Genomic DNA, 15,196 nt, shown 5'->3' on the forward strand with positions numbered 1-15,196 from the left:
CCCGCCCCCCCCCGTGGGTGCGGCGGCCGGGGCGCGGGCCCCCCCCCCACCCCCCCCCCCCCCCCCCCCCCCCCGGGTGTGGGGGGGGGGGGTGAGGGCGTCGCCGTCTGCGCCAACGGTACCGACACCATTCCCTCACCCGCCCTGCAGGCACCCTCTCCCGGAGGGCGAGGGTAGTGGGTGTTGCATCGTTGTGCCATTCAACACATTGCCATCACTGCACGTTACGTAATTGTATTCAAGGAGTACTTCATGGAACTGATCGACAGCCATTCGCACATATACGGTAGTGAGTACGTCGAGGATTTCGAGGAGATGATGGATCGGGCCAGGGAGGCGGGGGTCGGTACCATCATGGCCGTCGGCGCCGACATGGAGTCGAGCCGCGAGGCGGTGGCGCTTGCCGCCAGCCGACCCAACATCTACTGCTCAGTGGGGATCCACCCGCACGACGCGGCAGGCGTCACCGAGGCGGATTACCAGGCCGTGCGCGAACTGGCGCTCAACAACCCGAAGGTGGTTGCCATCGGCGAGGTTGGCCTCGACTTCTTCCGCGACCGCTCGCCCCGAGCCGACCAGGAGGAAGTGTTCCGGCGCTTCATCAGGATGGCGCGCGAGCTTTCTTTGCCGCTCATCATCCACGACCGCGACGCCCACGACCGCATCGTAGCCATCCTCAAGGAGGAAAAGGCGCACGAAGTAGGAGGCGTACTGCACTGCTTCTCGGGCGACCTCGCCATGGCGCAGGAGTGCATCGACATGAACTTCATGATTTCCATCCCCGGGACGGTCACCTATCCCTCCAACGAGGCATTGCGCGACGTGGTCCGCGGTGTGAAGATCGAGAAGCTCATGGTGGAAACCGACGCGCCCTACCTCACCCCGGTGCCGCACCGCGGCAAGAGGAACGAGCCGGCCTTCGTCAGGTTCGCCGCAGAACGGATTGCGGAAGTGAAGGGGCTCACCCCGGAAGACGTCGGGCGCATAACCTCGTTCAACACCCGCCGCCTGTTCGGTATTGACCAACCGGCCCAAGAGGACACCATCGCCTACAAGATCCGCAACTCGCTCTACCTCAACATCACCAACCGCTGCTCCAACCGGTGCACCTTCTGCCCGAAGTTCGAGGAATTGTCGGTCAAGGGTCACGAACTGAAGCTTTCGCACGAGCCCAATTTTGTCGAGGTGATCGCCGCTGTTGATGCGGCTGCGGATTACGACGAGGTGGTCTTCTGCGGGTTTGGTGAACCGTTGATCCGGCTGGATCTGGTCAAGGAAGTGGCCGCCGAGCTGAAGCGGCGCGGGTTGCAGGTGAGAATAAACACGGACGGCCAGGCGAACATGGTGCACGGTAGGAACATTCTTCCGGAGTTGAGCGGGCTGGTAGATGCCCTCTCGGTGAGCCTCAATGCGGCCAACGCCGCCGATTACGATCGGCTCTGCAATACCCCGTTCGGGGCGGCCGGCTTCCAGGGGATCTGCGATTTTCTCAGGGAAGCCCCCCAGTACGTACCGCAGGTGACGGCAAGCGCGGTGACGGTGCCCGGGCTGAACGTGGACGAGGTCAGGGCTCTGGCAGAGTCGCTCGGGGTGGCCTTCCGCGAGCGGGAATATTCGGAGGTCGGCTAGGGAGTGTCGGCAGGCGGGAGGGTGAAGTAGAAGGTTGCCCCCTCGCCAGGCCTCCCCTCGCCCCACACCTTGCCCCCCATGCGCTCAAGCATGCGACGCACCATGGACAGACCCAGCCCGTGGCCATGGAAACGACTGCCGTCGTGCAGCTTCTGGAATGGCATGAAGAGCTTGCCTGCCTGCGCCATATCGAACCCTTCGCCGTTGTCCTGTACGTAGCAGACCCCGTCCTCCCGTCCAAAGACGATCCTGGTGCACTCTTTCAGTGCGCAGTACTTCCACGCGTTACCCAGCAGGTTTTCCATCACCCCTGACAACAGCTTCTCGTCGCCGGTAACCCGAACGCCGTCCTGGATCTCCAGCGCCACCTCACGGACCGGGTCGGTGATGCGAAGGTCAGCCATAATGCGTCGAGCCATGCGGCTCAGGTCAACGATTTCGAGGCTAAGCTGCGACGACTTCACTTCGGAGAAATCAAGCATCCGGTCCAGGGTTTCTTCCATCCTCTCGCCACCGCTGATGATGTTGGCAAGGTACTCCCGGGCGGGCGCGTCCAGCTTGTCGCCGTAGCCTTCCTGCAGCAGTTCGCCATAGCCGTAGATCACCCGCAGCGGGGTGCGCAGGTCGTGCGAAACCGAGTCGTGGAGGAACTCGAGCTCGGCGTAGGCCTGGCTCAACTCGGCAGTACGTTCTGCAACACGCCGTTCCAGCTGCTCAGAAGCCTTCCTGAGCTGTTCCGACAACCGCCTCTCGTTGGCTAGTCGCATCGCATTGCGGACGCTGATCCCGATCACCGGGGCGATGCCCTGGATCAGATTGAGGTCGCTTTGCAAAAGCCCGCCATCCCGGGTAGCATCGTCGACGGCGAGCACCCCCAGGGCCTCCCCTTCGCAGAGGATGGGGGCGCAGATAAAGGACCGGACGCCCAGGGCGCTGACCAGGGCAAAATTTTCCGGCACCGCCTGCCCGCGGATTTCCTCGATATCGCCGACAAGCACTGGTTGCTGGGTGTGGAAACAGGTCACCAACACCCCGCGCGGAGCAGGTGCGGCAAGCGGGAATTCGATGCGACGTATCTTCTCTTCATCCTCCGGGCTAAACCCGAAGCAGCCGCGCAATACCAGGATGTTGCGCTGCGGGTCGAGCAGGTAGACGATGCCGCGGCCGTAGCCGAGACGCTTGTGCAGCACCTGGTTGACACTGGACAGGATCTCGGACAACTCGGTCCTGGTAGAGATAATCTGGCCGATCTCGTTGATGGCCAGGGCGCGGTCGAAGTTTTCCTGGACCTGCGAGAGAAGACGCTCGCTGGAACTGCGCATGTTGGTCAAAGACGAAAGCAGGGCCTTGCGCTCGAAATGGCGGCTGAGCAGTGTGAAAACAAGGTAGCAGATCAGCCCGAGAAACAGCGGCAGGTGCAAGAGGCTGTGATTACTGAGCAGTTCCGCCAGGAGCACGCCTATCAGTACCAGCGAGCAAACGCGCTGGGCCAGGAGAAGCCGGTAGGCCGCAGAGGGGCGCCACCTGATCCGGTAGCGGCACACCTTGCTCCCCTTGAAAATGCACTCGGTGTGCTCGATATCGGGAAAATCGTGGTCGAAAAGCAGGAAGGCGGCTTCGAAAAAACCGATCCGATTCTCGCACTGGCGCGGGTTCTCCTGCACCCCTTCGTGAAAGGTCACGGTGAGCTCGACCTCGTTCGGGCCGGTCTTGCGGGCGCTGCAGCGGGAAGAACGCGTAAAGCGCGGGGCGATCTTGTTGATGAGGTAAAAGATGTATTCCGGACCGACCATGCCAAGCAGGAACGATCGCAGCGGCCCCAGCGCATCCGGAGAAGCGGAGTAGCGCCCGGCTTCCCGCGCAATGCCGGGTTCGCCGGTAACCTGCACCAGCTTGTCGTGGAAAAGGTTCACCTGACGCTGGCTGAACCAGTGCCCGGGGTCGGAGACCTCGTGCTGCTTCATGCCGGCGTGCGCCAGCAGGGCGTGCGTATCGACGTTGGGGTACCGGTTGCGCAGGAGCTTCAGGTAGGAGTCGAAGATACGACTGTTATAAAGAGGGGTGTCCGGGGACGTTGGCATCTGCAACCTTTCACACATCAGTGGCGCAGGATATTACCGGTAACGTAAGGGAGAATCAAGTCAGATTATTTATCATTCCACGCGCTCACGGGATAGAGCAGTACCTTTTCCCTCAGAAAAAGAGCAGCTTAATCAGCCGGTGTTAGCAGCTCGGACCACACAGAAGACGGCTACTGTTTGCCCCCCGCTTGCCCCCGGTCTGCTTGCCGCACCGAAAGGCGGTAAAAAACACATTAGAATGTGATTCAAATTACTGACTTTATTGCAGCGAACTTCGATATTAGCATTGCATCATTCTCTGACAGGTTCGAACAGACGCCCCCTGTATAGAGAACAACAACAATGTGCACAACGATTTGAATAGAAGGTAATAATAACTCGACAATAACACGAAGCGCCAAGAGGTGGATTGCCACCTTGGCGTCAGCCAATGACCTGTTTTTTGGCGTAAAACGTGCTATAGATCCATTTCGGCAAGCATGTCCTCCCGCCACGGCGAGAGGGTGTACCTGAATCACTGCAGCTGGAGCTTGACCTGTGGAACAGAACCTCGCGAACATGCCTTTTGGGGATTTGCTGATGGAGTTGAAGCGCCTCCCCATGCTGGCGCGCTACAGCCTAACGCTCTATCGCAGGCGTAATGGCACCGTTGCGCCCAGCGGGCGTTTCGAGTCCTGTGCTACCGTCGTCGAGGCTCCCCTGTGCCGGGAGGCGTCGCGTCAGTTCTTCGAGGAGAACATGGAAGTGTTCTTCGATGAGGGCACCCCCTCGGTCTGCCGCTACGGAGGCGGTTTTTTCGGTTTCCTCATCCCCTTCTGCCTCTCCGGCGAAGATTTCTGCCTGGTCGGTGACGGTGTCCGTGAAGAATCGATAGATCTGTGGCAGTTGGCGTCGCTGGCTCATAACGGTGGGGATGCCTTTTCGCTGCTTCCTTACGTGGAATCGCTGTGCACCGCGAGCTACGAGGAGGTCGAAGAGGTCGCCGAACAGGTCAGGCGCAGGATCGAGGCGTACCGCCTCCCCGCGCCCCCCCGCCATGACGCCGTTGTGCGCGCACAGGAACCGGTCGGCGACGAGGCACTGCACGCCGTGTCTCAGGTCATGGAAAGGCTGGACAAGATCGGTACCGTAGCCGGTTGCATCGCCATCTGCTGCGAAACCCTTGTCACCGCTTTCGAGGTTGAGCGCGTGGCGATCGCCCTCCCGGACAGCGAAGGGAAATCGTTCCCCGTGACCGGCGTCTGGGGGCTCCCCGAAGAATTGGGTACGCTGAGCACCGAAGCACTGCAACTGTTCGTCACACCGGACAAGGCCAAAAAGGCCGTGCCCTGGGAGGGGAGGTTGCGCCAGGCGCTCCCCGAAGTCGCGGCCACCGTCTGTACTACATTCCCGCTCAAGGCCCAGGGTGAGCGGCTGGGTTTCCTGGCCATTTTCGACACCGAGATCCCTCCAAACGCAACCCTGCTCATCTCCATGCTGGCCGGTTCCATGGCCGCAAAGCTCGCGTCGCTCGGCCGTGACGCCGCCCGCAGCAAGGAGAGCGCTCTTTCCGAACGCCTCATGTCGCTTACCGATACGCTGCTTCAGATTGACAGCAAGGACCTGCTCTACGAATCCATCCTAAAGATCGCCTCGGAGCTCATCGATGCAACCCAGGGATCAATCATGCTCATCGACAAGGACGGCGTCGGCATGCAGATCGTGTTCACCCTGGGCATGACGCTCAACATCGCCCGCTGTCTGCAACTCAAGGTCGGTAAAGGTATCGCCGGCATGGTCGCCAAGACCGGCCAGCCGCTGCTGGTGAACGACGTCGAAAAGGACAGCCGGGTCGCCATGGCCAACCGGCAGCGTTTCAAGTCCAAGTCGCTGATCTGTATCCCGCTCAAGCTCAAGGACAAGGTGATCGGAGTGCTGAACCTCTCCGACAAGAAGGACCTGTGCCCGTTCACCCACTCCGACCTGCAGCTTTTGACCTCCTTCGCCAACCTCGCTTCGCTCATGATAGAACGCACCGAGGTGCTGGAAGAGTCGGTGCGCTTCGAGCAGCTCTCCGTCACCGATCCTCTCACCGGCCTTTATAACCGTCGATTCCTCAAGAGCCGCCTCGAAGAGGAACTGAACAGGAGCGCGCGCCAGGGACTGAACCTTTCCATCATCTTTATCGACCTCGATTTCTTCAAGAGCTACAACGACCTCTGTGGTCACCTGGCCGGGGACGAGGCGCTCAAGCTCACCGCAGATATCATCAAGGATTCGCTGCGAGACATGGATATCGTGGCCCGTTACGGCGGCGAGGAGTTCTGCGCGGTACTGCCGGGGACCTCCAAGTCCGAAGCGATGACCGTGGCCGAGCGGATTCGCTGCGAGATCGAGAGCAAGCGATTTCCCGGCGAGACCGACATTCCCCTGCGCCGCCTCACCGCAAGCCTCGGCATATCCTCCTTCCCCGAAGACGGCAGGACCTTCAACGACCTGGTGCACGCCTCAGACGTCGCGCTCTACGAGGCCAAGGCACGGGGGCGCAACCGTATCGTGGCGGCCCGCACCTCGGCTCCGCAGTCGGGCAGCAAGTTGGAAGCCCCGATCGAGCACCACGGCGGCTCGACGCACAGCAACCTCGCAAAAACCCTCGATTTCAATGCCTATCTCGAGGCATCGCTGCAGTCCAAGAACTGACCCTCGCCCATCGCCGTCCAGCTTTGCCGTCCCCCCTTCCCTGCGCCGGCTGCCGTCCGCTTCCCCCGTTAATTTTTTCCAGCACACACAACGTTTTATGGTGAAAAACTCTCTGAATCGTGCTAATACTCACTACGCGTAGCAGATGCATGCTTTTCGCCCTGAGGGAAGGCAGAAACAGAGTAGTAATTTGGCAGTATTGCCTTTGCCTTCTACAGTCGCTACACGAGCGGCAATGAGGTACTGATGAAAGACGCCAGCAAGATTTTGCAATTTGCCCGGCCTGATATAGTAATAGAGTTCTCTCCCGGCTCCGAAAAAGAGGTGGGGCTCAGCAAGCTGATCAACAAACTGAACTTCATCAACTTCCAAGAAGAATCAATCCTCGTCAACTTCAAGCATTCGAAATATCCCCGCACGGTAACACTTGAAGCAACTCCCCTGCCCTGCTTGAACAACAAGCTTGAATGCCGGTGGGTCTCAATCGACTCCGTCGAGGTCACGACCAACGGCTGTGTTTTCGACAACATCCTCGTGGTCAGCGGCCACAGGATGATCACCGCTTCCCCCGAGCTGATCAGCATGAGCGACGAGGGGGCCACCTTTCTCCTTCCCGAGAAGTGCACCGAAGTAAACTACCGCAAGTCCCGCCGTTACCCCTGCTCTGGCATCTCCGCGGAGCTCTTCCAAAATGGCGCGCGCTTTGAAGGGACGCTCGTCGATTTCAGCGCTGTTTCTTTCCGGGTTCACGTTCCGGGAGACGGCCGCCGCAACTTCAACTGGATCAACTGCGAGGTGCCGTTGCAGGTTGTTTTCAGTAACGGCAGCACCACCCTGTACTCGGCCGAGTGCCGCATCTCGACGCAAACGCCCGGGCAAAGTAGCAGGATCTACGTGTTGGAGCCGGTGCAATCGAGCATGCAGCGCTTCAAGGCGAAAGCGATTCGCAGCGACCGGCACGAACTCCTTCCCCTTCCCAACGCGGTCTTCACCCACCCGTTCAGCCAGAAAAGCGTGGACCTCAAAGTGTTGGACCTGTCAGGTTCGGGCTTCTCAGTCAGTGAAGATGCAGAGCTGAGCGTACTGCTGCCCGGGATGATTATCCCGGAACTGGAACTCCGCATAGGCAACGGCTTTGCCACCAAATGCAGTGCCCAGGTCATATACCGCGACAGTGTGCAGAAAAACGAGAGAGCAGCTACCGTTCGCAGCGGGCTGTGCTTTCTGGACATGGACATACGCGACCACGTGAATCTGCTGTCGTTGCTTTACCTGGCCAAGGACAAGCACTCCTACGTGAGCACCCAGGTCGACCTGGAGGACCTGTGGCAGTTCTTCTTTGAAAGCGGCTTCATCTACCCGGAGAAATACCACTTTTTCCAGACCAACAAAGCGCTCTTGAAGGAGACCTACAAGAGGCTTTACACGGAGAACCCCAGCATCGCCAGGCATTACATCTACCAGGAGCACGGAACCATCCTCGGACACCTGGCAATGCTGCGTTTTTACCAGAGTAGCTGGCTTGTGCACCATCACGCCGCCAACAAGTCCGAGTCGCTGAGCGCCGGGCTGGTCGTTTTGAACCAGCTTGCAAACTCCATCAACGACTCCTACAACCTGAAGTCAGCGTACATGGACTACATCATCTGCTACTACCGGCCAGACAACAAGTTTCCCAACCGCGTATTTGGCGGCGCAGCGAAGGCCATCGGCACAAAGAAAGGTTGCTCCATCGATACCTTCGCCTATTTCCATTACCACCGCACCTTCTCGGACGATTGGAATTTCTCCGGCCCCTGGAGCCTTACCCAGACCACCCGGGAGGACCTTTATGAGTTGGAGGGCTTCTACGAGCAGGAATCCGGGGGCGTGATGCTCCATGCGCTGGACCTTGAGCCCGCCATGGCGAATCAGGACCAGCTTGGCCAAGAGTACGAGCGCGCCGGACTGTCGCGCGAGCGCCACCAGTACACGCTTAAGAAAAACGGTGACACCAAGGCCATTATCCTTGTGAACATATCGGACATCGGCCTCAACCTCTCCGACCTCACCAACTGCATCCACTTGATCGTTCTGGACCAGGCGCAGTTCCCGCGTGACATAGTCTACATACTGCTCTCCATCCTGACCCACAAGCACCAGCAAAACGATATTCCGGTGCTGGTGTACCCCATGAGTTACGTTGAAGCAGCCGATCTCCCCTATGAACGAAAGTACGCGCTGTGGGCCATAAGCTCCCACGATCACGCCTCAGACTTCATCAAATACATTAACGACATGCAGACGCGGCATAAGCCCAAGCGCGCGCACGCAGCGGAACACTTGGAACCTTCGGAATAAAAGATGAGCACTCCGCTTTACAACAGCAGCATCATCGACACGTACATCAAGCTGATCAAGAGCAAGTACAACTTTGTGAACGTCGGTGAGTTGTTGAGCTACGCCAACATGACCTACCTTGAGGTCTCCGACCAGGGTCACTGGTTTTCCCAGGAACAGGTGAACCTGTTTTACGAAAAACTGCTGAAGGTGACCGGTAACGAGAACATTGCCCGGGAGGCCGGACGCTACGCGGCGTCCCCCGAGGCGATGGGCATCATCAGGCAGTACTTCCTGGGCCTCGTCGGCCCCGCCAAAGCCTATAGCCTCATCGGCGAGGCAGCCAACACCAAGATCGTCCGCTCTTCTGTTTACACCTCCAGACAGATTGCCAGCAACAGCGTTGAAATAACCGTCACCCCGCGCCCCGGCACCCACGAGGAGCCCTTCCAGTGCCAAAACAGGATGGGGTTCTTCGAAGCGGTCGCCAGCGTCTTCAACGCGAAGCTACCCCACATCGAGCACCCTGAGTGCATGTTCAGGGGGGACCGGGTCTGCCGGTACACCGTGTCCTGGGACAAGGTCCCATTTACCTTCCGGAACCACACCCGGTATGCCGCGGGGCTCTTGTTGCTGGCGCTCACCGGGTACTTCCTGAAGGTCGACCCAGCTACTGCGCGAGTCGTCGCCCCCTGGTCCATCACTGCGTTCCTCACGCTCACCCTGATTTCGCTCAGAAGCGAGAAAAAGGCCCTGATCCTCAGCCAGCAAAGCCTGGTCAACCTGACGGACAGCCTGTTCGAGCGGGTGGAGATCAACTACAACAACGCCCTCGTCACCAACGAGATCGGGCAGGCGATCAGCAGGCTGACCGAGGTGCACGACATCCTCTCCGACGTGATCCAGATCCTGGAAAAGCGTCTCGATTACAGCCGCGGGCTGATCCTGCTCGCCAACCCTGAGAAATCGCGGCTGGTGTTCCACGCCGGTTTTGGCTACCACGACGAGCAACTCGCCTTCCTGGGCAAGACCACCTTCCACCTGGACCGCCCCGACTCCAAAGGAGTCTTCGTTATCTCCTTCCGCGAGCAGCGCCCCTTCCTCGTGGCCGACGTGAAGGACATCGAGGGTAACCTCTCCGGGAAAAGCCAGAACTTCGCCAAGCAGCTCCTCTCCCAGACCTTCATCTGCTGCCCGATCATCTGCGAGGGGGAATCCCTGGGCATCATCGCCGTCGACAACCTGAAATCCAAGCGTCCCCTGGTGCAAAGTGACGTCTCCCTCCTCATGGGGATCGCACCGGTGATCGGCATCAGCATACGCAACGCCAAGCTGCACGAGGCCAAGTCGAACCAGTTCAGCTCGTTCCTGAAGGTCATGGCGGCCTCCATCGACGCCAGGGACCCGCTCACCGCCGGCCACTCGGAGAAGGTGACCGAGTACTCCGATGAGATCTGCGAGGAACTGGGGCTGCCGCGGAGCGAACGGGAGATGATCAGAGTGGCGGCCCTGCTGCACGACTACGGCAAGATCGGCGTGCCCGACGCCATTTTGAAGAAGAACGGCCGGCTTTCCGACCTGGAGTACGAGATCGTCAAGACCCACTGCCACAAGACGCGCGACATCCTTGAACAGGTTAACTTCGAGGGTATTTACCGCGAGGTTCCCGAGATAGCCGGCGCGCACCACGAGAAGATCGATGGCACCGGCTACCCCAAGGGGTTGAAAGGAAAGGACATACCGCTGGGGGCGAAGATCATCGCCGTTGCGGATTTTTACGAGGCGGTGACCTCACAGCGTCACTACCGGGCCCCCATGCCCAGGGAAGCGGCCTTCCGCCTGCTCAGGGAGGGTGCGGGATCCCATTTCGACAAGCACATCGTCGACGCCCTGATCACCTGCCGCTCCCGCGCCAGCGAGGACGGAGACGCCTCTGCGGCTCAGGAGGGCTGAGGCTTTCTGCCCCGGCAGGAGATGATCGGGGTGTAGGTAAAGCGGCGTGGACTGGCGAAGAAGGCGCGGAACTCGGCAAGGAACTCCTCGTAGCCCCCTTGGTACTCGTTGAAGTCGTAGCCTGACCTCTTGGCAGCCACCTCGACCTTCTTGGTCCAGTTGAATTCGTCCACCTCCTTCAACTCCCCGAAGATCTGGTGGTGCGCCTCGACCTTGACGTCGATGTCCTCAAAGCCCAAGTCGTAGAGGAAGGAGTACAGTTTCCTCCCGACGTAGGGGTCGAAGTTGTCGTTTTCCTCGAGGCTCTTGATGGTGGCGGCGACGGCACGCTCCATGCGAGGGGAATGGCCAAAATGGCTCAGGCAGTTGTGGTCAAGATCGATCAGGCAGAGAATGCCACCGGGCTTCAGTGCCGCCGAGATGTTACGCACCAGCTCGAAGCAATTGGAGAGGTGATACTCGAGCACGAATCGGCACCAGGCGAAATCGAACTGGCCCAAGCCTGCGAGCGGCTGGTATAGGTCGCAGCGCTCGAAGCTGACCGTGGAGGAGCCGTAGTGCTGGCGGGCAAACGCGAGCCGCTGCTCGGAGAGGTCGACCCCGACGGCGCGCCCGCCCGGCTGCACCAGTTCTCCCAGCATGCTGGTCGTCTTGCCGGGACCGCAGCCGATGTCGATGACGCTCATGCCGGGTGCGAGGCCGGCCCAACGGGCCTGTTTCTCGGTCACCGCGTTGTCTGTTTTCATGTCAAGCCGAACTGATTCCTCGGCGTGTTCCATCAGGTACTGTCTTTCAGAGTGCATCAACTGCTCCCGTTAACCGATTTGAATGATTAAACTTTTAGCACGAACCAGTGGGTATAGTCAACCACGACCGTCATGTTACCCGTTGCCACAGCGATTCGTCAACGTCGCACTTTAATTTAATTCCAGGAGGATCTATGAACTACAGGAAGAGCTTGATCGCGGGGCTGGTCGCCTCGACCGTCGCGCTGGGAGCCGCCGTTCCTTCGTCGGCCCTTGCCGCCGGCTACGCCGTCTTCACCCACGGTGCCAGCGCCCTTGGCCAGGGCAATGCCGTGACCGCCCACACCAGCGACGCCAGCACCATCTTTTACAACCCGGCCCTGATGAGCAAGCTTGACGGGACCCAGGTTCTGGTCGGCACCACCGCAATAGTCTCGTCCCGGGAGTACACGAGCTCCATCGGCGGCAACGACGCATCGGACGACTCGGTCTTCTTTCCGAGCCACCTGTACGTGACCCACAAATTCAACGACCAGGCCAGCGCGGGCCTCGGCGTCTTCAACCCGTTCGGGCTGGGCACCAGCTGGGACAGCAACTGGGACGGCCGCTATATCGCCACCAAATCCACCCTGAAGACTTTCGACATCAACCCTGTCTTCTCGTACCGGGTCATCCCTTCCCTTACCCTGGCCGCAGGTCTCGACGTCATGCTCCTCGACGCTACCCTCGAGCGCAGCATCTTCACCGGCGGGCCGGACATCAGCTCGAAGTTCAAAGGAGACGGCACCGGGGTCGGCTTCAACGTCGGCGCAGCCTACGACATCACCCGCGACCTGACCGTGGGCGCCTCGTATCGCAGCCAGGTTCACGTCGACATTTCCGGCGATGCAACCTTCTCGGTGCCGTCGCTCAACACCGGCGGCAAGACCGACCTCACGCTGCCGCCGCAGTTCACAGCGGGCGTTGCCTACAAGGGGATCGACAAGCTGACCCTGGAAGCCGGCATGCGCTGGGAAGGGTGGTCCAAGTTCAAGAGCCTCGATATCAGGTTGGACAACGGCCAATCGGTAGTCACCCCGCGGGACTGGAAGGATAGTTGGGGCCTCAACGTCGGCGGAAGATATCAGGTGGATCCGACATTCGCCCTGTCCGCAGGGTACGTCTACGGCGACACCGCGGTGCCCGACAGCACCTTTGACCCCTCCATCCCGGACGCCAAAACCCACGTCTTCTGCGCCGGCACCGATATCGACCTCAAGCCGTTCACCATTGCCCTTGCCTACGGCTACCAGTACTACGAGAACCGTAACAAGAACAACACTATCGGTGCAAATCCCTTCGTCCCCACCAGCACCGCCAACGGCAAGTACCAAAACGATGCGCACCTCGTAGCGCTCTCGCTGGGGTACAAGTTCTAACCACACCCCGCGCATCATGTACGAAAAAAGGCCTCTCCCTGATCAGGAGAGGCCTTTTTATATTGATTCCCCTCGCCCCCCGGGAGAGGGTGGCCGAAGGCCGGGTGAGGGTGCGGCAGCTGCGAGCCCTGCGTTCCCGTGCAGTAACTACTCTACTTCCTGGCGAACCTGGGGTCCAGGCTGCGCGCCAGGTCGTCGTAGGCCACCAGCGCCTTGATCTGCGGGGACGTCTTCTTCACCGTGGCATCGAAGAGTTGCAGCTTGCCGTTGAAGACCTGTGCCTTGTTCCTGAGCGACGTGGTGCTTTCGGCGAGGAAGCTCTTCTCGGCCTTGTTGTCGTCGCTCTTCAAAAACGACTTCGCCTTGGTCAGCGCCTCGTCGCCGGAGCCCACGTAGTGGTTCACGCTCTCCAAAAAGGAAAGCGAGGATGCGGACAGCTGGCTCGTGGTAGTGAGCCGCTCCTGCACCTCGGTCATCCCCTTCAAAAGATCCTGATCGGCGAAGCGCACCAGTTCCGACACGTCCTGATTGTAGGTCGGCTTGTTGGGGTCCAGCGCGTCGGCCCGGGACAGGAACTGTTGCGAGGTCCCCAGGTACTTGTTGATGGAGACCGAAGCCGCACCGAGGGAAACCGCGGAGTCGGAGACGAACTTGGTGAAGAGCGATGCCTGTCCCGCGTAGGGGATCGGGAAGAATCTCACGAAACGCGCGGCAACGGAACTGGCCTGGATGTACTTGGAATAGCTGGCGACGTGCCCGGACATCCACTTCACGTAGCTCTCGAAATCGGCCATGGATTGGCGCTGCGCACGCACGTCGGCAATGATCTCTTTGAGCTTCTTCGAGTTGCGGGCGGCAAGATCGGTGGAACTGATGCTGCAGCTCTCCAGCGCCTTGATCCGCTCCTGCAGGAGCGCATTCTCTTTGGTGAGCGCCGCGATGGCGGCGGCCTGGTCGGGTGTCGCTGCGGCCTCAGGTGCCGGGATGGCTGCGGCGGACGGAGCAGCAAGAGCGGCCGAAGCGGCCGCAGCGGCAGGCACAGGGTCGGCGGCATGGGCAAGCGGCGCCGCCAGTACGGCGGCAAACAACGAGAGTGTGATAACGGTGCGGATCTGCACGGGTAAACTCCTGGATCATTAGTGTCGGACTCGCGGAAGATACATGAATCCCCCGGGAGAGACAAGGCAAAAGAGCGGGAACTAGCGCGGGGTGCGGCTGCACGCACGGGACGAAAAAAGGCCGCGCCTTGCGGCACGGCCCCGTCGGGTCGGCAGTCCCCTACCCTATTTTTCTTTGAAGGTGATGCGGTAGTTGAAAGTCTTGGGGTCGTACCAGTCCAGGACCTTGCCCCCCACTTCGGCGTAGGGATAGCCAAAGGTGTTGAGCGGCGCGCCTGCCTGCGGCGGGTTAAGCACCAGGTCGCGCCCCGAGGCGATCTTGAAGCGGTAGGGATCGATACCGCCCCAGAAGTAGTCGCGGTACTCGCGGGTCTTGGCGTCTTTCAACTCCAGCTTTTCGACCAGCATGGCCTTTCTCACGTCGGCCGGGTCAACCGGCACCCAGCCGGTCCCCGGGAGGAAGAACTCGACCCAGCAGTGCTGCCAGGTGGTGACATCCTCCTCTGCCTTCTTGCCAAGGCGCAGGCCGAACACCTCGCGCGCCGGCACCCCGGCAGCGCGCGCCAGCGCGATGTACACCGAGGAGATGTCGGTGCACTTTCCGCCCGGTTTTTTCAGCAACTCGCAGACGTCGCCCTTGCCGCAACCGACCGTGGCCGGGTCGCGGTACATGTTTTCGCAGGCCCAGTCGTAGATCGCCTTCGCCTTGTCGAGCACCGTGGTCTTCCCCTTGACGATGCTGTCGGCCAGCTTCTTTACCTCACCGTCCACCGGACCCATGGAGGTCGGTTTCAGGTACTCGGCGTAGTCGGCAGAGTTCCAGGCCGGCTCCTTTGCCGACAGGTCCTTGATCCGGACCTCATCGCGCTGGACGTTGAAGGTGTAGACGAGTTTGCGGCTCTTGGCGTCCTTGTCCCACTGAGCGTAGAGCATCGGGGTGCCGTTGGCCCGGTCGGTGTAGACCGCGGAGGAGGCAAAATCGCCACTCACCTTGACGTCGGTGACGTTCTGATAGGAGTCGGAAACCGCGTAAGGAATCCAGAGCCTGGTCTCCTTGCCCGCCTCCTGCTTGGAAAGATCAACCTCGACAGTGATCTGCCCGCTGCGGCTTTTGGCCCAGGCAGCCGGGGTTACGCAAAGGGAAAATGCCAGCATGGTCAACAACAACCTTTTCATCGGTGCTCCTTGTGTTTCTTGAAGTATTGGAATAACTACAGCTCTTAAGGCTTTGATTTAACAGCCGGCATGCTGCA

At 60.1% G+C, this 15,196-nt stretch carries 9 protein-coding genes; 5 read left to right on the top strand and 4 right to left on the bottom strand.

Going from position 1 to position 15,196, the window contains the following annotated elements:
* Positions 1 to 252: 252 nt before the first annotated feature.
* A complete protein-coding gene (locus K7R21_RS06020; protein ID WP_224982372.1) occupies positions 253 to 1,629 on the top strand; it encodes a TatD family hydrolase in 1,377 nt (458 codons plus the stop codon).
* On the opposite strand, the gene K7R21_RS06025 is transcribed toward K7R21_RS06020, so the two are convergent.
* Positions 1,626 to 3,710, bottom strand: coding sequence for a sensor histidine kinase (locus tag K7R21_RS06025; protein ID WP_224982373.1), 2,085 nt, complete (start codon positions 3,708 to 3,710; stop codon positions 1,626 to 1,628). The genes K7R21_RS06020 and K7R21_RS06025 overlap by 4 nt on opposite strands.
* A gap of 537 nt (positions 3,711 to 4,247) precedes the next feature.
* Here K7R21_RS06025 and K7R21_RS06030 point away from each other — a divergent pair.
* The 3 genes from K7R21_RS06030 (at position 4,248) to K7R21_RS06040 (ending at position 10,661) form a co-directional block, all read left to right on the top strand.
* Positions 4,248 to 6,389, top strand: a complete 2,142-nt coding sequence (locus K7R21_RS06030; RefSeq protein ID WP_224982374.1) for a sensor domain-containing diguanylate cyclase — start codon at positions 4,248 to 4,250, stop codon at positions 6,387 to 6,389.
* 246 nt (positions 6,390 to 6,635) lie between these two features.
* Complete coding sequence (locus K7R21_RS06035) at positions 6,636 to 8,729, top strand: PilZ domain-containing protein (protein ID WP_224982375.1); 2,094 nt, start codon at positions 6,636 to 6,638, stop codon at positions 8,727 to 8,729.
* Positions 8,730 to 8,732: 3 nt separating this feature from the next.
* The gene (locus tag K7R21_RS06040) at positions 8,733 to 10,661 is read left to right on the top strand and encodes an HD domain-containing phosphohydrolase (RefSeq protein WP_224982376.1); all 1,929 of its coding nucleotides are present in this window, start codon (positions 8,733 to 8,735) and stop codon (positions 10,659 to 10,661) included.
* Here the strand turns inward: K7R21_RS06040 and K7R21_RS06045 are convergent.
* Complete coding sequence (locus tag K7R21_RS06045; RefSeq protein ID WP_224982377.1) at positions 10,649 to 11,464, bottom strand: methyltransferase; 816 nt, start codon at positions 11,462 to 11,464, stop codon at positions 10,649 to 10,651. The two genes, K7R21_RS06040 and K7R21_RS06045, sit on opposite strands and share 13 nt — an antisense overlap.
* A gap of 137 nt (positions 11,465 to 11,601) precedes the next feature.
* On the opposite strand from K7R21_RS06045, the gene K7R21_RS06050 reads away from it, so the two are divergent.
* Positions 11,602 to 12,825, top strand: coding sequence for an OmpP1/FadL family transporter (locus K7R21_RS06050; protein WP_224982378.1), 1,224 nt, complete (start codon positions 11,602 to 11,604; stop codon positions 12,823 to 12,825).
* A gap of 152 nt (positions 12,826 to 12,977) precedes the next feature.
* Here K7R21_RS06050 and K7R21_RS06055 read toward each other — a convergent pair whose 3' ends face one another.
* Entirely contained in the window at positions 12,978 to 13,943 is a 966-nt protein-coding gene (locus K7R21_RS06055) for a hypothetical protein (RefSeq protein WP_224982379.1), read from the bottom strand.
* A 165-nt stretch (positions 13,944 to 14,108) separates the two neighbouring features.
* Positions 14,109 to 15,119, bottom strand: a complete 1,011-nt coding sequence (locus K7R21_RS06060; RefSeq protein WP_224982380.1) for a transglutaminase-like domain-containing protein — start codon at positions 15,117 to 15,119, stop codon at positions 14,109 to 14,111.
* Positions 15,120 to 15,196: the final 77 nt, after the last annotated feature.

The sequence above is a fragment of the Geomonas agri genome (genome assembly GCF_020179605.1).
In the GTDB taxonomy this organism is placed as follows: Bacteria; Desulfobacterota; Desulfuromonadia; order Geobacterales; family Geobacteraceae; genus Geomonas; species Geomonas agri.